Source organism: Sphingopyxis sp. 550B, assembly GCF_057401805.1.
The window spans coordinates 1,125,105-1,150,200 of the sequence record NZ_CM171610.1 but is presented as its reverse complement, the minus strand read 5'-3'; the positions used below and the strand labels follow the sequence as shown (position 1 = coordinate 1,150,200).

At 69.2% G+C, this 25,096-nt stretch carries 32 protein-coding genes; 24 read left to right on the top strand and 8 right to left on the bottom strand.

Features of this window, described 5'->3' with window-relative positions; all coding sequences use genetic code 11:
* Window positions 1–399 (top strand): bactofilin family protein, encoded by a 399-nt coding sequence (locus tag AC2S9W_RS05385; protein ID WP_067180702.1) that lies wholly within the window; start codon window positions 1–3, stop codon window positions 397–399.
* A 12-nt stretch (window positions 400–411) separates the two neighbouring features.
* Here AC2S9W_RS05385 and AC2S9W_RS05380 read toward each other — a convergent pair whose 3' ends face one another.
* The 3 genes from AC2S9W_RS05380 to AC2S9W_RS05370 form a co-directional block, all read right to left on the bottom strand.
* Window positions 412–783, bottom strand: coding sequence for a SpoIIAA family protein (locus AC2S9W_RS05380; RefSeq protein WP_076073584.1), 372 nt, complete (start codon window positions 781–783; stop codon window positions 412–414).
* 21 nt (window positions 784–804) lie between these two features.
* Complete coding sequence (locus AC2S9W_RS05375; protein ID WP_158682034.1) at window positions 805–1,278, bottom strand: GFA family protein; 474 nt, start codon at window positions 1,276–1,278, stop codon at window positions 805–807.
* Window positions 1,279–1,418: 140 nt separating this feature from the next.
* Window positions 1,419–2,927 (bottom strand): YifB family Mg chelatase-like AAA ATPase, encoded by a 1,509-nt coding sequence (locus AC2S9W_RS05370; protein WP_076073581.1) that lies wholly within the window; start codon window positions 2,925–2,927, stop codon window positions 1,419–1,421.
* 325 nt (window positions 2,928–3,252) lie between these two features.
* Between AC2S9W_RS05370 and AC2S9W_RS05365 the strand changes: the two genes are divergently transcribed.
* The 18 genes from AC2S9W_RS05365 (at window position 3,253) to AC2S9W_RS05280 (ending at window position 14,738) form a co-directional block, all read left to right on the top strand.
* Window positions 3,253–3,894 carry a TetR/AcrR family transcriptional regulator gene (locus AC2S9W_RS05365; RefSeq protein WP_076073579.1) on the top strand — a complete coding sequence of 214 codons (642 nt, stop codon included), beginning with the start codon at window positions 3,253–3,255 and terminating at the stop codon, window positions 3,892–3,894.
* Between the two features lie 49 nt (window positions 3,895–3,943).
* Window positions 3,944–4,375, top strand: a complete 432-nt coding sequence (locus AC2S9W_RS05360; protein WP_083674953.1) for a VOC family protein — start codon at window positions 3,944–3,946, stop codon at window positions 4,373–4,375.
* 21 nt (window positions 4,376–4,396) lie between these two features.
* Window positions 4,397–5,071, top strand: a complete 675-nt coding sequence (locus AC2S9W_RS05355; RefSeq protein WP_076073574.1) for a glutathione S-transferase family protein — start codon at window positions 4,397–4,399, stop codon at window positions 5,069–5,071.
* A 53-nt stretch (window positions 5,072–5,124) separates the two neighbouring features.
* Window positions 5,125–5,844, top strand: a complete 720-nt coding sequence (locus AC2S9W_RS05350) for a DUF1428 domain-containing protein (RefSeq protein ID WP_067110563.1) — start codon at window positions 5,125–5,127, stop codon at window positions 5,842–5,844.
* A 36-nt stretch (window positions 5,845–5,880) separates the two neighbouring features.
* Window positions 5,881–6,678 carry a VOC family protein gene (locus AC2S9W_RS05345; RefSeq protein WP_076073572.1) on the top strand — a complete coding sequence of 266 codons (798 nt, stop codon included), beginning with the start codon at window positions 5,881–5,883 and terminating at the stop codon, window positions 6,676–6,678.
* 50 nt (window positions 6,679–6,728) lie between these two features.
* A complete protein-coding gene (locus tag AC2S9W_RS05340) occupies window positions 6,729–7,154 on the top strand; it encodes a VOC family protein (RefSeq protein WP_076073570.1) in 426 nt (141 codons plus the stop codon).
* Window positions 7,151–7,636, top strand: coding sequence for a VOC family protein (locus AC2S9W_RS05335; RefSeq protein WP_104959265.1), 486 nt, complete (start codon window positions 7,151–7,153; stop codon window positions 7,634–7,636). The genes AC2S9W_RS05340 and AC2S9W_RS05335 overlap by 4 nt, the downstream gene beginning before the upstream one ends.
* A gap of 4 nt (window positions 7,637–7,640) precedes the next feature.
* Complete coding sequence (locus tag AC2S9W_RS05330; RefSeq protein ID WP_104960270.1) at window positions 7,641–8,093, top strand: hypothetical protein; 453 nt, start codon at window positions 7,641–7,643, stop codon at window positions 8,091–8,093.
* Entirely contained in the window at window positions 8,093–8,746 is a 654-nt protein-coding gene (locus AC2S9W_RS05325) for a glutathione S-transferase family protein (RefSeq protein ID WP_199775046.1), read from the top strand. Before AC2S9W_RS05330 ends, AC2S9W_RS05325 begins: the two co-directional genes overlap by 1 nt.
* Before the next feature lie 19 nt (window positions 8,747–8,765).
* Window positions 8,766–9,230, top strand: coding sequence for an SRPBCC domain-containing protein (locus tag AC2S9W_RS05320; RefSeq protein WP_286750041.1), 465 nt, complete (start codon window positions 8,766–8,768; stop codon window positions 9,228–9,230).
* Window positions 9,231–9,313: 83 nt separating this feature from the next.
* Entirely contained in the window at window positions 9,314–10,114 is an 801-nt protein-coding gene (locus AC2S9W_RS05315) for an alpha/beta hydrolase (RefSeq protein WP_076073562.1), read from the top strand.
* A 93-nt stretch (window positions 10,115–10,207) separates the two neighbouring features.
* Window positions 10,208–10,516: a hypothetical protein gene (locus tag AC2S9W_RS05310; protein ID WP_067110582.1), complete on the top strand. Its 309-nt coding sequence runs from the start codon at window positions 10,208–10,210 to the stop codon at window positions 10,514–10,516.
* A gap of 101 nt (window positions 10,517–10,617) precedes the next feature.
* The gene (rpmH, locus tag AC2S9W_RS05305; protein WP_003046693.1) at window positions 10,618–10,752 is read left to right on the top strand and encodes a 50S ribosomal protein L34; all 135 of its coding nucleotides are present in this window, start codon (window positions 10,618–10,620) and stop codon (window positions 10,750–10,752) included.
* A gap of 41 nt (window positions 10,753–10,793) precedes the next feature.
* Complete coding sequence (rnpA, locus tag AC2S9W_RS05300; RefSeq protein ID WP_067110584.1) at window positions 10,794–11,132, top strand: ribonuclease P protein component; 339 nt, start codon at window positions 10,794–10,796, stop codon at window positions 11,130–11,132.
* 163 nt (window positions 11,133–11,295) lie between these two features.
* Entirely contained in the window at window positions 11,296–11,508 is a 213-nt protein-coding gene (yidD, locus tag AC2S9W_RS05295; RefSeq protein WP_054586362.1) for a membrane protein insertion efficiency factor YidD, read from the top strand.
* Between the two features lie 47 nt (window positions 11,509–11,555).
* Entirely contained in the window at window positions 11,556–13,304 is a 1,749-nt protein-coding gene (gene yidC, locus AC2S9W_RS05290; protein WP_076073560.1) for a membrane protein insertase YidC, read from the top strand.
* Complete coding sequence (gene yihA / locus AC2S9W_RS05285; RefSeq protein WP_067110590.1) at window positions 13,301–13,942, top strand: ribosome biogenesis GTP-binding protein YihA/YsxC; 642 nt, start codon at window positions 13,301–13,303, stop codon at window positions 13,940–13,942. Before yidC ends, yihA begins: the two co-directional genes overlap by 4 nt.
* Window positions 13,943–14,066: 124 nt before the next feature.
* Complete coding sequence (locus tag AC2S9W_RS05280) at window positions 14,067–14,738, top strand: glutathione S-transferase family protein (protein ID WP_067112534.1); 672 nt, start codon at window positions 14,067–14,069, stop codon at window positions 14,736–14,738.
* Window positions 14,739–14,762: 24 nt separating this feature from the next.
* Here the strand turns inward: AC2S9W_RS05280 and AC2S9W_RS05275 are convergent, their stop codons facing one another.
* On the bottom strand, window positions 14,763–15,230 hold the full coding sequence (locus AC2S9W_RS05275; RefSeq protein ID WP_067112537.1) for a cupin domain-containing protein: 468 nt from the start codon (window positions 15,228–15,230) through the stop codon (window positions 14,763–14,765).
* Between the two features lie 120 nt (window positions 15,231–15,350).
* Between AC2S9W_RS05275 and dapE the strand changes: the two genes are divergently transcribed.
* A complete protein-coding gene (gene dapE, locus AC2S9W_RS05270) occupies window positions 15,351–16,484 on the top strand; it encodes a succinyl-diaminopimelate desuccinylase (RefSeq protein ID WP_420894030.1) in 1,134 nt (377 codons plus the stop codon).
* Between the two features lie 2 nt (window positions 16,485–16,486).
* Here the strand turns inward: dapE and AC2S9W_RS05265 are convergent, their stop codons facing one another.
* From AC2S9W_RS05265 to AC2S9W_RS05255, 3 genes are all read right to left on the bottom strand, one after another.
* Window positions 16,487–17,062: a Smr/MutS family protein gene (locus AC2S9W_RS05265; RefSeq protein WP_486572060.1), complete on the bottom strand. Its 576-nt coding sequence runs from the start codon at window positions 17,060–17,062 to the stop codon at window positions 16,487–16,489.
* Window positions 17,063–17,067: 5 nt separating this feature from the next.
* A complete protein-coding gene (gene mltA / locus AC2S9W_RS05260; protein ID WP_486571714.1) occupies window positions 17,068–18,393 on the bottom strand; it encodes a murein transglycosylase A in 1,326 nt (441 codons plus the stop codon).
* Between the two features lie 95 nt (window positions 18,394–18,488).
* A complete protein-coding gene (locus tag AC2S9W_RS05255; protein ID WP_424539231.1) occupies window positions 18,489–19,157 on the bottom strand; it encodes a Tim44/TimA family putative adaptor protein in 669 nt (222 codons plus the stop codon).
* Between the two features lie 245 nt (window positions 19,158–19,402).
* Here AC2S9W_RS05255 and secB point away from each other — a divergent pair, with 245 nt between their 5' ends.
* The 4 genes from secB (at window position 19,403) to AC2S9W_RS05235 (ending at window position 23,453) form a co-directional block, all read left to right on the top strand.
* The gene (gene secB, locus AC2S9W_RS05250; protein WP_067112542.1) at window positions 19,403–19,918 is read left to right on the top strand and encodes a protein-export chaperone SecB; all 516 of its coding nucleotides are present in this window, start codon (window positions 19,403–19,405) and stop codon (window positions 19,916–19,918) included.
* A 94-nt stretch (window positions 19,919–20,012) separates the two neighbouring features.
* On the top strand, window positions 20,013–21,620 hold the full coding sequence (murJ, locus tag AC2S9W_RS05245; RefSeq protein ID WP_486571713.1) for a murein biosynthesis integral membrane protein MurJ: 1,608 nt from the start codon (window positions 20,013–20,015) through the stop codon (window positions 21,618–21,620).
* Between the two features lie 3 nt (window positions 21,621–21,623).
* The gene (gene trpS, locus AC2S9W_RS05240) at window positions 21,624–22,640 is read left to right on the top strand and encodes a tryptophan--tRNA ligase (RefSeq protein ID WP_076073554.1); all 1,017 of its coding nucleotides are present in this window, start codon (window positions 21,624–21,626) and stop codon (window positions 22,638–22,640) included.
* Between the two features lie 114 nt (window positions 22,641–22,754).
* A complete protein-coding gene (locus tag AC2S9W_RS05235) occupies window positions 22,755–23,453 on the top strand; it encodes a DUF4136 domain-containing protein (protein ID WP_076073552.1) in 699 nt (232 codons plus the stop codon).
* A 54-nt stretch (window positions 23,454–23,507) separates the two neighbouring features.
* Here the strand turns inward: AC2S9W_RS05235 and dnaA are convergent, their stop codons facing one another.
* Entirely contained in the window at window positions 23,508–24,869 is a 1,362-nt protein-coding gene (gene dnaA, locus AC2S9W_RS05230) for a chromosomal replication initiator protein DnaA (RefSeq protein ID WP_486571712.1), read from the bottom strand.
* Window positions 24,870–25,096: the final 227 nt, after the last annotated feature.

Sequence of the window (25,096 nt, the reverse complement as noted above, 5' to 3'; positions counted from 1 at the left end):
ATGGCGACCGGCGCGCGCCATACGACCTTCTCGATCCTCGGATCGGATGTCGTCGTCACCGGCAACGTATCGGCCAGCGTCGACCTGCACGTCGACGGCAAGATCGAGGGCGACCTGAAATGCGCCAACCTCGTCCAGGGCGAGGCGAGCGAGATCAAGGGCGCCGTGGCCGCCGAAACCGCGAAGATCGCCGGGCTGGTTGACGGCTCGATCGAGGCGAAGACGCTGATCGTCCACGCGACCGCGCGGATCACCGGCGACGTGACCTACGAAACGATCACGATCGAGAATGGCGGCCGGGTCGACGGCAAGCTGTCGCACCGCCGCCACGGCGCCGCGGCGCCGGGCGCGGCCAAGGCGCCGCCGCCGCTGGAAATCGTCGAGACCCGCACCGCGTAACGGCGCGCGCGCTCACCCGCCGCCGACGACCCACGCCAGCGCTTCGTCGCGCGCGCCGGGCTCGAAGACGCGGTAGCTGATGCGCGGCAGCAACGCGCTCTCGATCTTCGTCGCCGCGCGGATCCAGCCCTGATCGGCAACCACCGCGACGCGGCCGAAGCGATCCAGCTTGCCGAACAGCGGCAGCGCGCGCTTCATATAGGCGCCCAGTCCCGCGATCTCGATGCCGTCGATCGCCTGCGTCTCGACGAAGACGTGCACCTTGTCATGGCGCGCCATCGCGCCGTCGAGGCGGTCCATGATCGCATCGAGTTCGCTGCCGCTGATCCGGTCCGATACCTTGAGCGCGATCACATCGTCCGCGCTGTCGATCATGTCGAGCATGGCCTTTCTCCTGCTTCGTCCCTACGCGCCGCTGCGCCCGGCCGTTCCATTGGGGCGCGGCTTTCCGTCCCGCACCAGCGGCGAGCCGAAACCCTCGGTATATTGCGGGGCGTCGTCGGTGATCCGCACCCACGGCGCCTTCGATTCGACGAAGATATGCGCCGCATAGCCCCGGAACCCCGGATCGTCGTCGAGCAGGCCCGCCGGCACGAAATAGATTTTGCCGCCGGGGTCGGCATGCGGCGCGGGGCTCCCGCATGTCGGGCAGAAGCTCGACGTCCAGCCGTCGCTTTCCGGCACCACGAAGCGGGCGACCTCGGCCTCGCCGCGCAGCCAGCGGAAACTACCCACCGCAGTGTAGAAGACGGCATTGCCGTCGGTCCCCGACACCTTGCGGCATTTCGAGCAATGGCACTGCCCGGCCGGGCCGATCTTTCCCTCGATCGCGAACGCCACCGCCCCGCACAAGCACGATCCGGTGATTGGCTTGGACATGGAACCCTCCTCCCGCATCCGATCCGGCGAAGATAGGCGGATCGGGGCCGACCGCAATCGCATAAAGCGGGGTCTGCTCCTGTCTGCTTCCCGGCGGTCGCTGGGGCCCAGAGGCTTGCCGGAAAGCGCGGAACCCGCCCTCAGTTCCGCGGCGCCTGCCGGCGATAGCTCAGCGCCTCGGCGATATGGATGCGGCCGATCGTCTCCGCCCCGGCAAGGTCAGCGATCGTCCGCGCCACGCGCAGCATCCGCGTATAGCCGCGCGCCGACAACCGCATCGCCTCGGCCGCCTGCGCGAGCAGATGGCGCCCCGGCTCGTCGGGGGTGGCGACGGCTTCGAGCAGCTCGCCGTCGATCTCGGCATTGGTGCGCGCCTTGTGCCCGGCGTAGCGCGCCGTCTGGACCGCACGCGCCGCCGCGACGCGCGCCGCGACCTCGGCGCTGCCCTCGGCGGGCGGCGGCAGGACGAGGTCGGCGGCGCTCACCGCACGCACTTCGACATGCAGGTCGATACGGTCGAGCAGCGGCCCCGACAGCTTCGCCTGATAGTCAGCGGCGCAGCGCGGCGCGCGGCTGCACGCGAGCGCCGGATCACCCAAATGGCCGCAGCGGCACGGATTCATCGCGGCGATCAGCTGCACCCGCGCCGGGAAGGTGACATGCGCATTGGCGCGCGCGACGCTGACCTCGCCCGTCTCCAGCGGCTGGCGCAGGCTGTCGAGCACCCCGCGCTGGAATTCGGGCAGCTCGTCGAGGAACAGCACCCCCAGATGCGCGAGGCTGACCTCGCCCGGCCGCACGCGCAGCCCGCCGCCGATCAGCGCCGGCATCGACGCCGAATGATGCGGGCTGCGGAACGGCCGCGCGCGGACCAGCCGCCCACCTTCCAGCCCGCCCGCGACCGAGGCGATCATCGACACCTCCAGCGCTTCTGCGGGGGTCAGTTCGGGCAGGATGCCGGGCAGGCAAGCGGCCATCAGCGACTTGCCCGCCCCCGGCGGCCCGACCATCAGCAGGTTGTGGCCGCCCGCCGCCGCGATTTCGAGCGCGCGCTTCGCCGTTTCCTGCCCCTTCACCTGCGCCAGATCGGCGGTTCGCGCCGGCGCCGCGACCTCGCCCGGCACCGGCGCGGGCAGCAGCGCGGCGCCCTTGAAATGCCCGAGCAGCGACAGGAGGTCGGGCGCCGCGAGCACCTCGACATGCCCCGCCCACGCCGCCTCCGGCCCCTGCGCGGCGGGGCAGACGAGCCCGCGCTCGACGCTGCCCGCGTGCAGCGCGGCAAGCAGCACGCCTGGCGACGGCGCGACGCGCCCGTCGAGGCCGAGTTCGCCGACGACGACATAGGCGGCGAGCGTTTCGGGATCGACGACCCCCATCGCGCCGAGCAGAGCGAGCGCGATCGGCAGGTCGTAGTGCGAGCCTTCCTTGGGCAGGTCGGCGGGCGACAGGTTGACCGTGATCCGCTTCGGCGGCAGCGCGAGGCCGATCGCCGACAGCGCCGCGCGCACCCGCTCGCGGCTTTCGGCGACCGCCTTGTCGGGCAGGCCGACGACCGCGAAGGCGGGCATCCCGGGCGCGATCTGGCACTGCACCTCGACCCCGCGCGCCTCGAGCCCGAGATAGGCGACGGTCGAAACGATCGCGACCAATGATACCCCCTTGCAGCCGGCCCCCATTTGTTCCCCATCCTTCATAGGCGGGAGGCGCCGGGCGTCGAGTCCCTTTTTGTCGGGGACAGGAATCGCGCGGGAATGACGGAGACAAAAAGGGAGGAATTTCGCGCAGAGGCGCAGAGTCCGCAGAGATTTTTGTTCGCGCGGAGGCGCGGAGGCGCGGAGAAGAAAGAAGAAAATGGCGGCTTTGCCGCCTTCCCCTTTTCTTTGCGATCTCTGCGCCTCTGCACGAAATCCTGTCCCAAGACCGTCATCGCCGTCCAATTTGACATCATACCAACCAGTCGGTATGTAAATCTCCATGACGCCGACTCACCCCTCCCCTCCTTCGACGCCGCCCCGCCGCGCACCGCGGGGCAGCGCGCGGGCGAAGCTGATTGCCGCCGCGCATCAGGAGGTGCGGCGGCACGGCTATGCCGCGACCACGGTCGACCAGATCTGCGCCGCCGCCGGGGTGACCAAGGGCGCCTTCTTCCACCATTTCGAATCGAAGGAGGCGCTGGCGGTCGCCGCCGCCGAAGCGTGGACCGAGCGCGCGCGGCCGATGTTCGACATGCTGCCGCACACGAAGCTGGAGGACCCGCTCGACCGGCTGCTCGGCCATATCGATTTCCGCTTTTCGCTGCTGCACGGCCCGGTCGACGGCTTCACCTGCTTCATCGGCACGATGGTGCAGGACGCCTATGCGACCAGCGAGCCGATCCGCCTTGCCTGCGAAGCGAGCATCGCCGCCTATTGCGAAGCGCTCTCCCCCGACATCGAGGCGACGATGGCGCAATATGGCGCGCCCGACGGGATGACCGCGATCGATCTCGCGCGCCATATCCAGTCGGTGCTGCAGGGCGGCTTCGTTCTGGCGAAAACCACCAACGACCCGGCGATTGCCAGGGAAAGCGTCGTCCATCTGACGCGTTACGTCCGCATGCTGTTCGGACGGACGTGACCGCCGCGAAACCATCCCCTGAAGCCTTCCGACGAGAGAGGAATTTCCGATGCCCACCCCCAGGATGATTTTCGTCAACCTGCCGGTCCGCGACCTCGACCGGTCGATCGCCTTCTACGAGGCGCTCGGCTTCGCCAACGAGCCGCGCTTCACCGACGAGACCGCCGCCTGCATGGTCTGGTCCGACGCGATCTTCGTGATGATCCTGACGCACGACAAGTGGCGCAGCTTCACCGACCGGCCGATCCCGCCGACGGCATCGAGCGAGGCGATGCTCGCGCTGGCCCTCGACAGCCGCGAGGCGGTCGATGCGATGGTCGCGGCCGCCGCCGCCCACGGCGGCACCGCCGACGTCAACCCGGTGCAGGAACATGGCTTCATGTACGGCCGCGACATTCTGGATCCCGACGGCCATGTCTGGGAACCGTTCTGGATGGACCCGGCGGTCGCGAACGGCGACGCACCCCCACCCGCCGCCTGAGGCGACGAAAGGAGCGGCATCATGCCCGTGAATCCCGCCGCCATAATCGAGATCACCGCCTTCGACTGGGTGCCCGATTTCGCGCGCGGTTTCGTCCGCGACCTGCGTCCGCGCTGGGCGTGCGAGGAAGTCGGGCTCGACTATGCCGAGCGGCTGATCAGCGCGGTCGACCGTCCGTCCGAACATTTCCGCGACCAGCCATGGGGGCAGGTGCCGGTGCTGCGCGACGGCGACGTGCATCTGTTCGAAAGCGGCGCCATCCTGCTGCATCTGGCGGAAAAGGACGAGCGGCTGCTGCCGCGCGACCCGCAGGGCCGCGCGACCGTGACGAGCTGGCTGTTCGCCGCCTACAACAGCGTCGAACCGGCGATGTTCGAACTGTCGACCGTCGACCTGTTCGCGGCGGGCGAACCATGGGCGAAGCTGCGCCGGCCCGGCCTGATAGACTTCATCCATACCCGCTTCGGCAAGCTCGCCGAGGCGCTGGGCGACCGGCCGTATCTCGCGGGCGTTTTCAGCGTCGCCGACATCGCGATGGCGACGGTGCTGCGCGAGGGTATCGAATCGGGTGCGGTCGCCGAGCATCCGCAGCTCGAGGCCTATCTTGCCCGCTGCCTCGAACGCCCCGCCTTCGACCGCGCGCTCAAGGCGCAGCTCGCCGCCTTCCGCGAAGAGGCGGGACCGGCGGAAAGATAAGCATGAGCCCCTCCTCTTCAGAAGGAGGGGGAAGACAGAGCAGGAGAGAGACGATGACCTATGTCGAAGGCTTCGTGCTTGCGGTTCCGACCGCCGAGCAGGACAGATATCGCGACCTTGCCGCCCGATCGGTGCCGCTGTTCAAGGAGTTCGGCGTGCGTCGCCACGTCGAATGCTGGGGCGACGACATTCCCGTCGGCAAGCTCAACGACTTCCGCACCGCGGTGCAGGCGAAGGACGGGGAGACGGTCGTCTTCAGCTGGTTCGAATATCCCGACCGCGCGACGCGCGACGCCGCGAACGAGAAGATTCGCACCGATCCGCGCATGGCGGAGATGGGCACCGACATGCCCGGCGACGGCCAGCGCATGATCGTCGGCGGCTTCGCGCCGATCGTCGAGGAAGGGCTCGGCGGATCGATGGGCTATACCGACGGCTTCGTGTTCGCGGTGCCCGACGCCAACAAGGAGGCCTATCGCGCGCTCGCCGCCCGCGCCTCGCTTGTCTTCCTCGATCATGGCGCGACGCGCGTCCTCGAATGCTGGGGCGACGACGTGCCCGACGGCAAGGTCACCGACTATCGGCGCGCGACGCATGCAAAGCCCGGCGAGACCCCCGCCTTCAGCTGGATCGAATGGCCCGACAAGGCGGCGCGCGTCGCGGGCTGGGAAAAGGTCATGGCCGACGAGCGGATGCGGCACGATCCGAACGACCAGAGCTTCGACGGCGCCCGCATGATCTATGGCGGCTTCGTTCCGATCGTCGACGCCTGACACCTCCCACCGCCGGGACGCACAAGGAGAAGGACGATGACGAATCCCAAGGGCAGCTTCATCTGGTACGAGCTGATGACGAGCGATCCCGACGGCGCGGCGCGCTTCTACGGCGCCGTGGTCGGCTGGACGATCGCGGCGCACGGCGACCCCGCGGACGGCGGCGTCGATTATCGCATGATCGGCCGCAGCGACGGCGGCCAGGCCGGCGGTGTGCTGGCGCTGAACGCCGACATGCTGGCGGGCGGCGCGCGGCCGGCGTGGCTCGGCTATCTCTATACCCCCGATGTCGACGCCACGGTCGCGGCGATCGGGGCCGACGGCGGCAGCGTCCACATGCCGCCGACCGACCTGCCCGTCGGGCGCATCGCGATGCTGGCGGACCCGCAGGGCGCGCCCTTCTACGTCATGAACCCGATCCCGCCCGCGGGGCAGGAGGACATGGACAGCGACGCCTTCTCGGTCACCGAGGCGCAGCACGTCCGCTGGAACGAACTGATGACGAGCGACCCCGACGCCGCGATCGCCTTCTACCGCAGGCATTTCGGCTGGGGTCAGGAAGGCGCGATGGATATGGGGGCGCTGGGCGCCTACCGCTTCCTTCAGGTCGGCGACGTCGGCATCGGCGCGGTAATGCCGCTGATGCCCGAAACCCCGGCGTCGACCTGGACCTTCTACATCGGGGTCGACGACATCGACCGCGCCGCGGCGACAGTCGCGGCGGCCGGCGGCACGGTGACCAACGGCCCGATGGAAATCCCCGGCGGCGAATATGCGATGAACGGCGTCGACCCGCAGGGTGCCGCCTTCGGGCTGGTGGGGCCGCGGCGCTGACAGACAAGTCCCTCCCCCAAAGGGAGGGACGTTGGAAGAGGAGAGAAGCCATGACCACCCCCGCCAACCAGGCGCCGACCGGCGGCCTGACCCCGCACCTGACGATCCGCGACAGGCGCGCGGTCGAAGCGATCACCTTCTACACCGCCGCCTTCGGCGCGAGCGAGGTCGTGCGCGTCCCCGCTGACGACGGCGTGCGGCTGATGCACGCGCACCTGCATCTCAACGGCGCATCGCTGATGATCCACGACGATTTCCCCGAATATACGGGCGGTCCGGCGCCCGCGCCGGCCAGCGTCGTGCTGCACCTGCAGGTCGACGACACCGACGCCTGGTACGACCGCGCCGTCGCCGCCGGCGCCGAAAGCGTGATGGCGCCCGACAACATGTTCTGGGGCGACCGTTATGCGCAGGTGCGCGACCCGTTCGGCCACCTCTGGTCGCTCGGCACCCCGCTGCAAGGAGAGGAAGGATGACCCGCGATCCCGTCACGCTGTGCCTGTGGTACGATAAGGATGCCGAGGAAGCCGCGGCTTTCTATGCCGCCACCTTCCCCGAAAGCCGCGTCGGCGCGGTCCACCGCGCCCCCGGCGACAACCCGAGCGGCAGAGAGGGCGACGTGCTGACCGTCGATTTCACCGTGCTCGGCATCCCGTGCGTCGGCCTCAACGGCGGCCCCGCCTTTCCGCACAGCGAGGCCTTTTCCTTCCAGGTCCATACCGGGACGCAGGAGGAAACCGACCGCTACTGGAACGCGATCGTCGGCAACGGCGGCCAGGAAAGCATGTGCGGCTGGTGCAAGGACAAATGGGGCGTCAACTGGCAGATCACCCCGCGCGCCCTGACCGATGCCGTGATGGGCGACGACAAGGCGGCGGCGAAACGCGCGTTCGAGGCGATGATGACGATGAAGAAGATCGACGTCGCGGCGATCGAGGCCGCGGTGCGGGGGGACTAGGGTGATGCGCCGCCCCTCGCCCCTGTCCGCCTGGCTGCTCTGCGGCACGCTCGACATCGTCTATGCCGCGCTCTGGAGCCTGTCGGCGGGCGGCACCGTCGGCGGCATGCTGCGCGGGGTCGCCAAGGGGCCGTTCGGCGACGCCGCGGTCGACTGGGGCCTCGGCGGCGCGCTGCTCGGCCTCGTCACCCATTATGCGATCATGGGCGCGATGGTCGCGGCCTTCGTCCTGCTGGCGCGCCATTGGGCGGGGCTGCGCCGCTGGCCGTGGGGATGGGTCGGCCTCGTCTATGGCCTGATCCTCTACGGCGTGATGAACGGCATCGTGCTGCCGCTGCGCTTCGGCACGCCTTTTCCGCCCGCCGACCTGTTCAAGGGCGCGGTCGCGCTCTTTCCCCACATCTTTTTCGTCGGACTGCCGCTCGCATGGCTGTTCGCGCGTCCGGAGGCCCGCTGATGCTGATCTATTACGGCCACCCCTTCTCCTCCTACACGTGGAAGGCGCTGATCGCGCTCTACGAGAAGGAGCTTCCCTTCGATTACCGCGTGATCGGCCCCGACACGCCGCAGCATGGCGACGAGTTGCGCGCGCACTGGCCGGTCGGCAAGTTCCCGCTGCTCGTCGACGGCGACACCGCGCTGTTCGAGGCGTCGATCATCATCGAGCATCTCGACGCACTCGCCCCCGAACCGCGCCTGATCCCGGCGGACCGCGACGCGGCGCTGCGCGTCCGGCTGCTCGACCGGATATTCGACAATCATGTGATGACCCCGATGCAGGAGGTGGTGGCCGACGCGCTGCGCGGGCCGGAACATCATCTCCAGATCATCGTCGACAAGGCGAGGGAGTCGCTCGAAACCGTCTACCGCTGGCTCGATACCGAACTGGCCGGCGGCGGCTGGGCGACCCCCCATGGCTTCACCCTCGCCGATTGCGCCGCGGCGCCCTCGCTCTTCTATGCCGACTGGATGCACGAAATCGCGCCCGCCTACGCCAATCTGCGCGCCTATCGCGCGCGGCTGCTCGCGCATCCGTCGGTCCGCCGCTGCGTCGAGGATGCGCGGCCCTATCGTCCCTTCTTCCCGCTCGGCGCCCCCGATCGCGACTGACCCGCAAAGGAGAAGCAGCATGTCCGACGATCCCCGCGAACTGTCGATCTCGATCCGCATCGCCGCGCCGCCCGACGCGGTCTGGCGGGTGATGACCGAGCGGATGGCCGAATGGTGGTGTCCGAAGCCGTGGACCGTCACGCTCGACGATGTCGACCTGCGCCCCGGCGGACGCTGCGCGATGACGATGCGCGGTCCCGACGGCGAGGTGCAGCCGACCGACGGCCTGTTCCTCGAGGTCGTGCCGGGGGTGCGCTTCGTGACCACCGATGCGGTGGTGCGCGGCGCCGACGGCCGCATCGCGCCGCGCGATCCGTTCATGATCGGCGGCTGGGAGATCGTGCCCGACGGCGCCGGCACCCGCTTCACCGGCTGGGCGCGCCACTGGAGCGACGAGGCGCGCCAGCAGCATCAGGACATGGGCTTCACCGCCGGCTGGACCGTCGTCGCCGAACAGCTCAAGGCGCTGTGCGAAGCCGCCTGATGGAACGTCCCGAAACGCGGTTAACGCCGCGCTGACTGCATGGCTTGACGCTCTGGTAGGCGCCCGCGCGCGAGAGCGGCGGGATGGCCCGCCCGTCCGCCTTGCCCCCCGCGCTGCTGCGTTCCGCGATCGTCGCCCTGCTGGCGGCGGTGCTCGCCTTCGCGCCCGCGCAGGCGCAGACGGTGGTGACCGTCACCACGACGATCGGCTGGACCTATGAAGAGGTGGACGGTCCGGCCGCCAATCTCGACCCGACCGCCCTCGACGAGGACGCGGCACTGCTCGACGATGCGGCGCTCGCCGATGCGGCCGACCTCGGCGCGACGCGGCGCTATGCGCCTGCCGCGACGCTCGCGACCCTCGGTCCCGCGAAGGCGCGCTTCGGTCCCTTCGCGGTGGTCGACGCCGGCACCGCGCGCATGGCGGGCGACGTCACCGCGGCGACGCCGCGCCAGTTCGCGGCGATGCTCGCGGCCTTTCCGGCGCTGCGGCGGATCGAGATGATCGACTGCCCCGGCAGCCTCGACGAAGAGGCGAACCTGATCCTCGCCCGCGCGATCCGCCGCGCGGGGCTGGAAACCGTCGTGCCGAGCGGCGGATCAGTGCGCTCGGGCGCGGTCGAGCTGTGGCTCGCCGGCGCCGTCCGCCGCGCCGCGCCCGACGCCGAATTCGGCGTCCACAGCTGGATCGACGAAGAAGGGCGCGAGGCGAACGACTATCCCGCCGACGATCCCGTCCACGCCGAATATCTGGGGCTCTATCGCGAACTGGGGATGGACGATTCGAAAGCGCGCGCCTTCTATGCGCTGACCAACAGCACGCCGTTCGACACCGTCCGCACCCTGACGCGCGCCGACATGGCCCGCTTCGTCGCGCTCGACTGACCCCGCCGCCGCATAGCGAGCCATCGCGCCGGCGCACCCGGCCGACGTGCCCTATCCTTGCAACACGCCGCCCGCCTTCCCACATCGCCGGGCATGGCGAAGCCGAATCTCTACCAGCGGTTGCGGGCGAATGCGCAGGTGCGCTACGCGCTGTTCGTGACCGGCGTGCTGCTGATGATCGTCGCAGCGCTGATCGGGCCGCTGCCCGGTCCCGGCTTCGTCATCCTCTTCCCGATTGGGCTGATGCTCGCGCTGCAGAACAGCCTGTGGGCAAAGCGCCGCTATGTCCGGTTCAAGATGCGCCACCCGCGCTACGGCGACTGGGCCGACCGGCTGATGCGGCGGGTCAGCGCCGCGCGGCGGCGCGCGCGCGCCGCGCTCGACCGGCTCGATGGCGATTGACTTTGCGCCGACTCTCGCCTATCCGCGCCCCCACTGGCGGCCGCCCGCGTTTGGCGGCCCTTTTTCGTTGCAACGATTGAAGAGATTTTGGGGATTTCGCGATGAAGCGCACCTATCAACCGAGCCGCCTCGTGCGCAAGCGCCGCCACGGCTTCCGCGCCCGCAAGGCCACCGTCGGCGGCCGCAAGGTCCTCGCCGCCCGCCGCGCCCGCGGCCGCAAGAAGCTGTCGGCCTAAGCGCCGTCGCTTCGCCGCCGAGCCTGGAAGGATCTGGGCTGGTGCGAACGCTCTCCAGACGCAGCGAGTTTCTGGCCGCGAATCGCGGCCTTCGCTTTCCCATGCCCGGCTTCGTCCTGCTCGTCCGCCCGCGCGGTGACGACGACGACGCGCCGGGCATCGGCTTCACGGTCAGCAAGAAGGTCGGCAACGCGGTCGTGCGCAACCGGATGAAGCGCCGCCTGCGCGCCCTCGCCCGCGCCGCCTTGCCCGAATCGGGGATCGCGGGCGCCGACCATGTGCTGATCGGTCGCCCCGGCGGCAACGCCATCGCCTTTGCCGAGCTGGCGGGGCACCTCGATTCGGCGCTGAAGCGCGCCGCGAAGAAGCTGGCTCAATGAGTGGCGTGAGCGTTTCCCCTTGTCGTCACCCCGGACTTGATCCGGGGTCCCGCTTTTCCACGTTGCTGAGCGGGACCCCGGATCAAGTCCGGGGTGACGATGATTTCAGCTGCGCGAAAACCCGAATCGCGTGTGAAGTTGCGCAGTTTCCGGGGGGTTCCGCATGATCGCCCGGTTGCTGATCCTGATCGCGCGCGGCTGGCAGCTCGGCCCGTCGCGCATCCTGCCGCCGACATGCCGCTACGCGCCGTCGTGCAGCGAATATGCGATCGTCGCGCTGAAACGCCATGGTGCGATCAAGGGTGGCTGGCTGGCGACAAAGCGGCTATTGCGCTGCCACCCCTGGGGCGGACACGGTTACGACCCGGTGCCATGAAACAGGCATTTCCCGACATTTGTTGAGATGAAGAGAGACCGAAAAGCGTGGATGACAAGCGGAACCTGATCGCGGCGATTTTACTGTCGGTCGCCATCCTGCTGGGCTGGAACTTCGTCGCGGAGAAATTCTTCCCGACTCCCGCCAAACCCGACGTGACCACCACGGTCGCCGGGGCCGACGCGAACGGCGCGCCCGCCGCGACGCCGCAGGGTCAGCCGAGCGGCCTGCCCACGCCCCCGGCCCAGGTCGCGCCCGCCGCCAAGGCGACCGTCCCGGTCGAGGCGGCGCTCGCCGCGGACAACCGCGTGGCGATCGAGACCCCGGCGCTGTCGGGTTCGATCAACCTCGTCGGCGCGCGCATCGACGACATCACGCTGACCCGCTACCGCCAGACGATCGAGAAGAACGCGCCGCCGGTGCGCCTGTTCGCGCCGGCGAACACCAAGGCCGCCTATTTCGCGAGCGTCGGCTGGTCGGCGCAGGGGATCGAGGTTCCCGGCCCCGCAACCGTGTGGACCGCGTCGGGCGCGAAGCTGACCCCGACGACGCCGGTGACGCTGAGCTGGGCGAACCCGACCGGCCAGACCTTCCGCATCGAATACAGCATCGACGCCAATTATCTGATCACTGCGAAGCAGACGATCGCCAACACCGGCGCCGCGCCGGTGACGGTCAGCAGCTATGCGCTGATCGACCGCCTCGGCAAGCCGACCGACCCGCACGAACAGGACAGCTGGACGATCCACGTCGGCCCGACCGGCTATTTGGGCGGCAAGTCGGTGTTCGACGTCGACTACAAGGACCTCGATAAGGACGGCGCGGTCAAGTATGATTCGGCGGCGTGGCTCGGCTTCACCGACAAATATTGGCTCGCCGCGATCATCCCGGCAAAGGGCGAGCGCGTCACCGCGTCGATGAGCGCCCCCGCGCCCGACAATTACCAGACCCTGTTCGCACGCGATTTCCGCCAGATCGCCCCCGGCACACAGGTCTCGACGACCAGCCGCATCTTCGCGGGCGCGAAGGAGGTGCGGACGCTGTCGGCCTATCAGGACGACCAGGGCATCACCCGCCTGTCGAACGCGATCGACTGGGGCTGGTTCGAATTCTTCGCGGTGCCGATCTTCAAGCTGCTCGACTGGCTGTTCCGCCAGATCGGCAATTTCGGCGTCGCGATCATGGTGCTGACCCTGATCATCCGCGGCGCGATGTTCCCGATCGCGCAGCGCCAGTTCCACTCGATGGCACAGATGCGCCTCGTCCAGCCGAAGATGAAGACGCTGCAGGAGCGGTTCAAGGACGACAAGCCGAAGATGCAGCAGGAGCTGATGAAGCTCTACAAGGACGAAAAGATCAATCCGCTCGCCGGCTGCCTGCCGATCGTCATCCAGATCCCGATCTTCTACGCGCTCTACAAGGTGCTGATGCTGACGATCGAGATGCGGCACCAGCCCTTCGCGCTGTGGATCAAGGATCTGTCGGCACCCGACCCGCTGCATTTCCTGAACCTGTTCGGCCTGCTGCCCTTCACCCCGCCGTCGCTGCTGGCGCTCGGGCCGCTCGCGCTGATGCTGGGCATCACCATGTTCCTGCAGTTCCGCCTGAACCCGCAGGCGACCGACCCGGTGCAGCAACAGGTGTTCAAGATCATGCCGTGGCTGTTCATGTTCATCATGGCGCCCTTCGCGGCGGGGCTGCTGCTCTACTGGATCACCAACAACGTGCTGTCGATCGCGCAGCAGCAGTGGATGTATCGCAAGTTCCCGCAGCTCAGGACCGCGGTGGCGAAGTGACGGATGGTGCCGACGACAGGAGCGAACGCGCGCGCAAGCTGTTCGCGGGCCCAATCGCCTTCCTGAAATCGGCGCCCGCGCTCCAGCATCTGCCGGCGCCGGGCGTGCCCGAGATCGCCTTTGCGGGCCGCTCGAACGTCGGCAAGTCGTCGCTGCTCAACGCGCTGACGGGACGGAACGGCCTTGCGCGCACCTCGGTGACGCCGGGGCGGACGCAGGAACTCAACTATTTCGACGTCGGCAGCCCGCTGGTCTTCCGCCTCGTCGACATGCCCGGCTACGGCTTCGCCAAGGCGCCGAAGGACGTGGTCAAAAAGTGGCGATTCCTGGTCAACGACTATCTGCGCGGGCGCGCGGTGCTCAAGCGCACGCTGGTGCTGATCGACAGCCGCCACGGCATCAAGGACGTCGACCGCGAGGTGCTGGCGATGCTCGACGTCGCGGCGGTCAGCTATCGCCTCGTCCTCACCAAGGCCGACAAGGTGAAGGCGAGCGACCTCGCCGCCGTCCACGCCGCGACCGAGGCCGAGGCGCGCAAACACCCCGCCGCGCATCCGGAGGTGATCGTGACGAGCAGCGAAAAGGGCATGGGAATCGCCGACCTGCGCACCGCGGTGCTGGAGGCGGTGGAGTCATAAATTCCCCCCGCCCGCTTGCGGGAGGGGTCGGGGGTGGGCATGAAGGCTGCAACCGCCGCCGCTCGCCTGCGGCTAGCCCCATCCCTAACCCCTCCCGCAAGCGGGAGGGGAATGAGAGTGACGCATGAAACTGGTCATCGGCAACAAAGCCTATTCGAGCTGGAGCCTGCGCGGCTGGCTGGCGGTGCGGCAGAGCGGCCTCGCCTTCGAGGAGGTCAACGTCCCGCTCTACGACGAGGATTGGTCGAACCGACGCGAGGGCGACGAGTTCGCGCCGTCGGGCGGCAAGGTGCCGATCCTGTGGGACGGCGCGGACATCGTCGTCTGGGACAGTCTGGCGATCATCGACTATCTCAATGAAAAGACCGGCGGCACGCGCGGCTATTGGCCCGAGGATTGGGCGGCGCGCGCGATGGCGCGGTCGATGGCGGCCGAAATGCACTCGGGCTTCGCGGCGCTGCGCCGCCATCACAGCATGAACATCCGCCGCATCTACCCTTCCGCCGACCTGCTGCCCGAGGTGCAGGCCGACGTCGTGCGCATCATGCAGATCTGGGCCGAGGCCCGCGCGCGCTTCGGCGGCGAGGGCGATTATCTGTTCGGCGAATGGTCGGCGGCCGACATGATGTTCGCGCCGGTGGTGACGCGCCTCATCACCTATTCGATCCCGCTGCCGCGCTTCGCCGTTCCCTATTGCCAGGCAGTGGTCAGCCACCCGCACATGCAGGAATGGATCGGCGGCGCGCAGGCCGAGGATTGGGTGATCGAACAGTTCGAGGGGCCGGCGGAAGGCTGACGCCCGTCGCGATCCTCCGGCGAATCAGGGGATGCGCTTCGTCGGATAGGGCGTCCCGTCCTTGTGGAAATAGCCGTCGGGCGTGAACAGCATGTCGATGTCCGAATAGCCGCCGCCGGTGTCGCACCGCTTGCCGCCGCCGAGCGCGACGAACACGCAGTCGGCGTCCGATTCGTTGATCAGGTGGTGGCCGTTGGTGCTGCCCTTGGGCCACACGGCGATATCGCCCGGCCGCATCGGCCAGCGGCCGTCATCCTCGACGAGCACCGCCTCGCCGGCGATCATCACCAGCATCTCGTCCTCGCCGTCGTGCCAGTGGCGCTGCGACGACCAGGCGCCGGGTTTCAGCACGACGTGGCTCGCGGCGAAATCGGTGAGCCCCGTAGGCGGCGCGAGGCGGCGATACCAGCGGCCCTGAACCGGCGCATCGTAGGGCGTGGGATAGCCGGTCGCGTTGGTCTGCGGGATCGCGTCGAGGTCGAGCTTGGGCATGGCGGTCCTCCTGCCCCCTTCTTGCCGCCCGCGCCGCGCGAAGTCGAGATGCTCCCCGGCAAGGTGCCCCCGACGATTGGTGTCTCGACTTCGCTCCGCCCGAACGGTTAAAAGCCGGCGATGATGACCATCGACCCCGTCGACCTCGCCAAGGCGCTGATCGCCGCGCCCAGCGTGACCCCCGCCACCGGCGCCGTGTTCGACGTGCTCGAAGCGGCGCTCATGCCGCTCGGCTTCACGGTCGAGCGCTTCATCGACGGGATCGAGCCCGACGGGCCGGTCGAGAATCTGCTCGCCGTCCGCAAGAGCGCGGGGCCGCGGCATTTCGGCTTTGCCGGGCATCTCGACGTCGTGCCGCCCGGCGTCGGCTGGACCGGCGACGCCTTCGACCCGCAGGTCCGCGGCGACCTGCTCTACGGCCGCGGCGCGGTCGACATGAAGGGAGCGATCGCCGCCTTCGTCGCCGCGGCGGCGACCACCCCGCCCGAAGCGGGCACGATCAGCCTGATCGTCACCGGCGACGAGGAAGGCCCGGCGGTCTTCGGTACCCGCGCGCTGATCGAGCATATAGACGCGCGCGCGCTGAAACCCGACCTGATCGTCGTCGGCGAGCCGACCTCGATGCAGCGGCTCGGCGACATGGTGAAGATCGGGCGGCGCGGCTCGGTCAACATCTGGATCGACGTGCCGGGGACGCAGGGGCACGTCGCCTATCCGCACCTCGCCGACAATCCGATCCCGAAGCTGGTGCGCATCCTCGCCGCCATCGACACGGTGACGCTCGACGAGGGCACGCGCTGGTTCCAGCGCTCGAACATCGAATTCACCGATATCGAGGTCGGCAACGGCGCGACCAACGTCATTCCCGCCTCGGCGCGGGCGAGGCTGTCGATCCGCTTCAACGACCAGCAGCGCGGCGCCGAACTGATCCAGATGGTCGAGCGCATCGCGCAGGATGTCGAACCGAATGCCAAGGTCGTCGGCAAGATCTCGGGCGAGGCCTTCCTGACCCCGCCGGGCGCGCTGTCGGCGCTGGTTTCCGACGCGATCCACGCCGAAACGGGCCTGACGCCCGAACTGTCGACCACCGGCGGCACCTCCGACGCGCGCTTTCTCCACACGCTCTGCCCGGTGGTCGAATTCGGCCTTATCAACGCGACGATGCACAAGCTCGACGAAGCGGTCGCTGTCGCGGACCTGCACACGCTCGCCGCCATCTATCGCGGGATATTGACGCGCGCGTTCGGCGCCTGACTCTATCCCTCGCGCCCCCGGCGCAGGATCACATAGACCGCGCCCGCCCCGCCGTGGCTGACATGCGCGGCGCGCAGCGCGACGATCCGGTCGGCGTGCGGGGAGGCGGCGAGCCAGTCGGCGAGCGAGGCGCGGATCGCGCCGCGCGGGCGCGGTCCGCCATGCATCTGCGGCAGGCGGTCGGCGCCCGGCCGCATCCGCCCCGCAACGACGAGCAGCACCCGCGCACCGCGCTGCAAGGCGTGGCCGATCGCCGTGTCGAGCAGCGCCTGCGCCGAGGCGAGGCTATGGCCGTGGAGGTCGATGCTGCTGTCGGGGCGGACCTGCCCCTTGCGCAGCCGCCGGTCCCAATGGCTGTCGAGCGTCGCCGCGGCGTGGGTGCGGCGCGACGGCGGCAGCGGAGACGGCGAGGGAGTCCGCGCGGCCGGCGGCGCGCTGCTCCGCGGCGCGGGCTTCGGCGGCCGGACGGTGGGCGGTGCCTTGGGTTCCAGCGAAGGGACCGGCTTGCGGAGCGGTTCGACCGTCGCGGCGACCTTTTTCCAGAGCGCGCTTTCCTCCGGGGCGAGCCGCCGCGGCATCGCGGTCAACGCCGCGCGGTCAGCCGCGCCACGGCGGCGCGCGGCAGCAGGATCAGCGCCGATCCGCGCGCCGCCATGCCGCCCGCGATCGCGCGCGCCTGATCGCCCGCGCCCCAGAAGCTGTCGAAGCGGTTGGCGCCCTTGATCGCGCCGCCAGTGTCCTGCGCGATCCACAGCCCATTGGGCTCGGCGCGGTCGAGCGACAGGATGACGGGGGCGCCGAGCGGCACATATTTGGGATCGGCGGCAACGCTGCTGCGTCCCGTCACCGGCACGCCGAGCGCGCCCAGCGGGCCGGGGCCGGTCAGTTCGCGAAAGAAGACCCAGCTCGGATTCTCGTTCATCACCGCGGCGCCGCGCACCGGATCGGCGCGCAGATAATCGAGGATGCCCTGCATCGACGCCTGCCCCGGCTGAAGCTCGCCGCGATCGAGCAGCAGCTTGCCGATGCCGACATAGTCGCGCCCGTTCTGGCTGTCGTAACCGATGCGCATGATCGACCCGTCGGGCAGGCGCAACCGCCCCGATCCCTGCACCTGCAGGAAGAAGAATTCGGCGGCGTCGGCCGCCCAGGCGATTTCGAGCCCGCGTCCGCCCAGCGCGCCGCGCTCGATCGCCGTGCGGTCGTAATAGGGAACGAAGGCGTTGCCATCGACGCGGCCGCGGATCTTCCTGCCCTGCAGCGCGTCGGAAAAAAGGCCGAGATCGACATCGATCAGATCGGGCGGGCGGCGATAGATCGGCACGTCATAGCCCGGACGCCGGTCGCGCGATGCCGCGATCTCGGGCTCGAAATAGCCGGTGACGAAGGCGGTGCCCGCGCCGACCTGCACGGTGCCGAAATAGCGGCTGAAGAAATTGCCGGCGTCGCGGTCGAGCCAGCCCGCGGCGGCCTGGCAGCTTTCGGTCCATTCGCCATTCTGCGTGAGGCCGCTCGCGTCGGCACGGCGCTGCACCGAGGGGCAGCTCAGGCGGTAGGCCTTGAGCGCGGCGGTCGCCTGGTCGGGCGCGATGCCCAGTTCGGTATATTCGGGGCCCAGCACGACGCCCGCCTCGGCGGCGCTGGTCGCGGTCGCCGGCATCGCCGGCGCGGCGAGCGGCGGGCGCGGCGTCGCAGGGATCGGCTTGGCGGCGGCGCCGGGGGGCGTCGAGGGGCGCGGCTGATAGGGGCGCGTCGGCCCGCTCGGCGCGGGCGGCGGCTGTTGCGCTGTCGGCGGAGCGGATGGCGGCGCGGTGCCGGGGCGTGCGCCGCCGGCCTCGGGGATCACCGACGCGCAGGCCGACAGCAGCGGCAGCGCGGCGAACAACGCATAGCGGCCGATACGCGACACCTTCGGTCGATGGCTTTTCCCACGCTTCGCACGCACGGCGGTCCGGACGGCAGCCGCCCCGTCGCCTGCCCCCCGCCCGCCACGCGGCATGCGGATCAGGCCGCCTCGGCTTCGTCGAGCAGCCAGTTGGGATCGCTGGCGCCGATCGCGCGGCGGAAGGTCCACAGATCGTTCGTCTGCGCCGCGTCGCTCATCGATCCGGCGATCATCCGCCCGTCGGCGTCGCGCGTGATGGCGCTGATGTCGGCCTGATAGCGCACCGTGATGCGCGCCTCGCTGCGGTTCATCTCGACCGCGGTGATCTTCGCCGAATCGATGCCGATCAGGCGGTTCTCCAGCGTTTCGCCGCGCGCCGCACGCGCGTCGATCGCCGCGACGAAGGCTTCGTAGCTGTCATCGTCGCACAGATCGCGCAGCGTGTCGCGGTCGCCCGCCCAATAGGCCTCGAGGATCATGCGATACGCCGCCTCGGCGCCCTCCATGAAGCGCCCGGCGTCGAAATTCCGATCGGCGGCGAGCAGCGCGCGCAGCCCCGCTTCGGCCGCGGGTTCGTAGACGAGGCCCGAGGTCGCTGGCGCGCCCGGCTGTGGCGCGGGCTGCGCGTCGCTTTCGTCGAGGCGCACGGGTGCGCGCGCCGTGCGCTCGTCGCGGCGCGGCAGCACCGGCTCCTGTTCATGCCCCGTGCGCTTGCCGAGGACCGAATAGAGCCGCATGCCCAAAAAGGCGGCGATCATGGCGAGCAGGACGATCGAAAAAGCGGTCACAGGCAGATATCCGATGCGGACGGTGGGGAAAGTCTCGATTCCAACATAGGCGATACGCCGCCATGTTTCAAATCTCCATGGCCGCAGCCGCGCGGCAGGTCAACGATTCGCCCGCCGCAAAAGCCGGTCCGGCGCCCATTGTGCTCGCCGCCCGCCGCTGCTAAGCGCCCGGCAACCGTCCGCCGCCTGCCCCCCGGGACAGGGGACCGGACCCTTCCCGACCAGAGAATGAAGGCATTTTGGACATGGCCGACGAGACCAGCAGCGACTTCACCCCCGAAACCCTGCCCAACGGCGAGGACAACAGCCCGGCGATCGGTCTGATCTCGCAATATGTGAAGGATCTGTCGTTCGAGAATCCGAACGCGCCTGCGGTCTATCAGTGGCAGGCCGCGCCGCAGATCGACGTCCAGTTCAACATCGGCGCCGACGGCGTCGGCGAGAATCTGTTCGAAGTGACGCTGAAGATCGACGTCACCTCGAAGGCCGACGAGGGAACCGCCTTCGTCATCGAGCTCAAATATGCCGGCCTGTTCGGGGTGCGCAACGTCCCCGAGGACCAGCTCCAGCCCTTCTTCCTCGCCGAAGCGCCGCGCATCCTCTTCCCCTTCGCGCGCCGCGTGGTCGCCGATGCGGTGCGCGACGGCGGTTTCCCGCCGCTGCTGCTCGAACCGATCGATTTCCACGGCCTGTTCCTGCAACAGGCCCAGGCGCAGGCCGAGGGCCAGGGCGACATCCCCACGCCGGTCGGTCAGGCCTGACCCGACCGACGGGGCGCGGCGGGGTGCGGCCCTCGACCTTGCGCGACGCGGTCAATCGCCTCGACCTCTTCCCTGACGGGAAGGGGATTTCAGGATGAGCAGCCTCGTCCGCAGCGTCGGGACGATCGGCGGGCTGACGCTGGTCAGCCGCATCTTCGGCTTCGTGCGCGACATGCTGCTCGCGCGCGTGCTCGGCGCCGGGCTTGCGGCCGACGCCTATCAGCTCGCCTTCACCCTGCCCAACACCTTCCGCCGGCTGTTCGCTGAAGGCGCCTTCTCGGTCGCCTTCGTGCCGATGTACAGCCGCGCGCTGCACGGCAGCGAGAGCGAAGGCGGCGGAGAGGCGACGGCGGCGCGCTTCGCCGACGACGTGCTCGCGGTGTTCCTGTGGGTGCTGCTGGTCTTTTCGGCGGTCGCGATGATCGCGATGCCGGCCATCGTCTGGATTCTGGCGCGCGACTATCAGGACGTGCCCGGAAAATTCGAGCTCGCGGTGCTGCTGAGCCGCATCACCTTCCCCTATCTCGGTTTCATCAGCCTCGTCGCGATGCTGTCGGGGGTGCTCAACGCGCGCGCGCGCTTTGCGCCGGGGGCCTTCGCGCCGGTGCTGCTCAACATCGTGCTGATCGCCGGGATCATTATCGGCTGGAAACTGCGCGGCGACAGCGGCGACGACCGCATCGTCGCGCTCGCGCTCGCCATATCGGTCAGCGTCGCGGGGCTCGCGCAATTCGCCTATCTGTGGTGGGCGGTGCGCCGCGCCGGCCTGCGCCTGCGCCTGCGCCTGCCGAAGCTGACGCCAGAGGTGCGGCGGCTCGGCATGCTGATCCTGCCCGCGACCTTCGGCGCCGGCATCTATCAGATCAGCCAGTTCGTCGACACATTCTTCGCCACCTCGCTCCCGCAGGGCTCGCTCACCCTGCTCAAGCTCGCCGACCGGCTCAACCAGATGCCGCTCGGCATCGTCGGCATCGCGCTCGGCACCGCGATCCTGCCGATGCTCGCGCGCCACATCCACGCGGGCGACGCGGCAGAGGCGCAGCGCCTGCAAAGCAACGCCTTCGAGATGGCGACGCTGCTCACCCTGCCCGCCGCCGCCGCGCTCGCCATCTGCGCCCCCGCCTTCACCGCCGCCTTCTTCGTCGGCGGCAAGTTCACCGATGCCGACGGGGCGATCATGGCGAACATCGTCGTCGCGCTCGTCGCCGGCCTGCCCGCCTACGTCATCGTCAAGATATTGAACCCCGGCTTCTTCGCGCGCGAGGATACGCGGACGCCGGTGTGGACCGCGCTCGCCTCGCTGATCGTCAACATCGCGATCAACCTCTATGTCGTGCGTCGCTTCGGCATCGTCGGGCTGGCGGGCGCGACCGCGGCCTCGGCCAGCCTCAACTGCCTGCTCCTCTACATCGTTCTCCACCGGCGCGGCTGGTTCCATTTCACCGCGCGGCTCGCGAGCCGGATCGCGCGCCAGATCGTCGCGGTCGCGGCGATGGCGGCGCTGCTGTGGTGGATGATGCCGCGCCTCGCGCCCCATTATGCGGGCAGCGCGTTCGAGCGCGTCTGGTCGCTGAGCGCGCTCGTCGTCGCCGGCGGCGCGGTCTTCTTCGCCGTCGCTTTCCTGGTCGGCGCGCTTGACAAGGAGCTGCTCGCCATGTTGACGCGGCGCCGCCGCACTGGAGCGGCGACCACGAAGGAATAGGACATGCGGATCGTTTCGGGCATCCAGCCCACCGGAAATTTGCACCTCGGCAACTATCTGGGCGCGATTCGCAACTGGGTGCGGATGCAGGACGACGCGGCGGCGCAAGGCGGCGATTGCCTCTTCTTCCTCGCCGACCTTCATGCGATCTCGATGCCGCACGTGCCCGCCGAACTCACCGCGAACACGCGCGCGATGACCGCGGCGCTCGTCGCCTGCGGGATCGACCCCGACCGCTCGACCCTGTTCAACCAGGCGCGCGTTCCCGCGCATGCCGAACTCCAATGGCTGCTCAACGGGACCGCGCGGCTCGGCTGGCTCAACCGGATGACGCAGTTCAAGGACAAGTCGGGCAAGAATCGCGAAAGCGCCTCGGCGGCGCTCTACACCTATCCGGTGCTCCAGGCGGCCGACGTGCTGCTCTATCAGGCGACGCACGTCCCGGTCGGCGAGGACCAGAAGCAGCATCTCGAACTGGCGCGCGACATCGCGCAGAAGTTCAACAACGACTATGCCAGCGAGGAGGCGCCGGTCTTCACCCTGCCCGAACCGATCATCCCCGCCGATGCCGCGCGGATCATGAGCCTGCGCGACGGCAGCGCGAAGATGTCGAAATCGGACCCTTCGGACATGAGCCGGATCAACCTGACCGACGATGCCGACGCGATGATGCAGAAGGTGAAGAAGGCAAAGACCGACCCCGAGCCGCTGCCGTCGGAGGCGGCGGGGCTGGAAGGGCGGGCGGAGGCCCGCAACCTCGTCGGCATCTATGCGACGCTGGCCGACGTCGGCGTCGACGCCGTGCTGCGCGATTTCGGCGGCCAGGGCTTCGGCGCCTTCAAGCCCGCGCTCGGCGAGCTGCTGGTCGAAAAGCTCGCGCCGATCAACGCGCGCTTCGTCGCGCTCAGGGACGATGTCGCGGCGCTCGACGCGATTCTCGAGCGCGGCGCGGCAAAGGCGCGCGCCCTTGCAAAGCCGACGCTCGACGCCACATATCATGTGTTGGGGCTTTGCCGGTAAATTCCGGGGATTTGTCGGAACGAAATCGCAGCGAGCCGGGTTCAACCAAGGTTAAGTCGCATCGGCATAGTCATGGGGTAAAGCGTGGAGTCATCCGCGCACCGAATACGGAGCATGACAATGAGCAAGACGAATCTCCGGCGGCTGGGTCTCGCTGCCATGACAGGGGCGGCGCTGGCGCTCGCCGGCTGCGCGACCCCGTTTCGCGCCGACGTCGCGCGCTTCCAGACGCAGCTTCCGGCGCCGCAGGGGCAGAGCTTCGCCATCGAGGCGGCCAATCCGGCGCTGCAGGGCGGCATCGAGTTCAGCCAGTACGCCGGCCTCGTTGCCGGCGAACTGACCCGCTACGGCTATCGCCCCGCCGCACCGGGCGAGAAGGCGGACCTCGTCGTCCGCATGGACTATGGCATCGACAAGGGCCGCGAACGCGTCGTGTCGAGCCCCGGTTTCGGCGATCCCTGGTATGGCGGCTACGGGTTCAACCGCGGCTTCTATCGCCCGATGGTGATCCGCGGCCCCAACGGCCGGCGCTATGTCCACGGCTGGTACGACCCTTGGTATTGGGGCGGTTTCGGGCCCGGCTGGGGCTATAACGACGTTCAGAGCTATACCGTCTACACCAGCGGCCTCGACCTGCAGATCGACCGCGCGGCCGACGGCCATCGCCTGTTCGAAGGTCACGCGCAGGCGCAATCGCGCAGCAACGATCTTCAGCAGCTGGTACCGAATCTCGTCGAGGCGATGTTCACCGGCTTCCCCGGCAATTCGGGCGAGCGGGTCCGCATCACGGTGGCCCCGCCCGAAAAGCGGTAAGCGCACGCGACCCCCGTCATTCTCCGGCGCGCGCCGCGCCGGAAAGGGAAAAGCCTAATTGTTGAGGCTGCGCCGGATCGCCGCGATCTCGGCGTCGAGTTCGCTGTCGGTGACGCGCAGCGCCTCGACCGTGCGCACCGCGTGGATCACCGTGGAGTGGTCGCGCCCGCCGAAGCGGCGCCCGATCTCGGGATAGGAGCGCGGCGTCAGTTCCTTCGCCAGATACATGGCGACCTGGCGCGGACGCGCGATCGCCCGCACCCGGCGCTTAGACGCCATCTCCGCCTTGTCGAGCCGGTAGTGCGCGCAGACCGCGCGCTGGATTTCGTCGATCGTGATTCGCGGCCGGGCGCTGCGCACATTCTCCGCCAGCCGGTCCTCGGCAAGCGCGAGATCGACATCGACGCCGGTCAGCGCGGCATAGGCGAGCAGCTTGTTGAGCGCGCCCTCGAGCTCGCGGATGTTGCGCGTGAAATGGCGGACCAGATAGGCGACGACGTCGTCGGGCACCGCGACCATCGGCATCGCAGCGAGCCGCTGGCGGATGATCCGCTCGCGCAGGTCGTCCTCGGGCGCCTCGATGTCGGCGACCAGCCCGCCCGACAGGCGCGACAGCAGGCGCGCCTCGACCCCGTCGAGCATCGCCGGCGGGCGGTCGGCGGTGACGACGAGTCGCTTGCCCGAGCACATCAGGTCGTCGATCGTGTGCAGCAGTTCTTCCTGCGTCGAATTCTTGCCGATCACGAACTGCAGATCGTCGAGCAGCAGCAGGTCGGCGGCGCGCAGCCGCGCCTTGAACGCCATCATGTCGCCGCCGCGCATCGCGCCGACGAATTCGAGCATGAACTTTTCCGCCGACATCAGGATGATGTTCGCGGTCGGCCGGATCGCCGCATAGGCTTGCGCGATCGCGTGCAGCAGGTGCGTCTTGCCCTGCCCGGTGCCCGAGCAGAGATAGAGCGGGTTGAACTGCGGCGCCTCGGCCATCGCCATGCGCCGCGCGGCGTTGGCGGCGAGGATGTTGCTGCGCGCCACCACGAAGCGGTCGAAGCACAGCCGCGCGTCGAACGGCGACGGCACGGCCTGCGCGGCCGGGACCGGCGCCGCGTCGAAGGCGGGAAGCGGGGCGGTCGCCAGCGTCGCGGCGCGATCGCTCGCCGCCGCGCCGCCGCGCACGGTGACGCTGCGCACCGCCGGCAGATACTGGCGCCATGCCAGCAGCAGCCGCTCGCCGAAGCGGTCGTTGATCCAGTTGGCCGAAAAGCGGCTCGCAGTTTCGAGCGTGACGACCGCCGACAGGGTGCAGTAATCGGCGAAGCGCACGGGCTTCAGCCAATGGTCGAAGGTGCGGGCGCCCAGATCGCGGCGCAGCCCTTCGGCAACGCGCGGCCAGAGCGCCGCGGCATCGCCGCTCATCGCTCCAAGGTCCGCATTGCCGTCATGCCGATCGCCACTCCCTGTCACGCCGTCCCGCCCCCTTTGAGTTCCGGTCGCCCCCGTCCGCCGCCGCGCCTGTCCGTCCCGACCCGGCGTTTCCAGCCGGGCGCATGCATCCGACCCCGGGCGCGCGGCCCGAAGGGGAATCGAATCATGTCGAGTGACGGCCGTCGGCGATGGCCAGCGACGCCCTTGTCTAGTCAGGC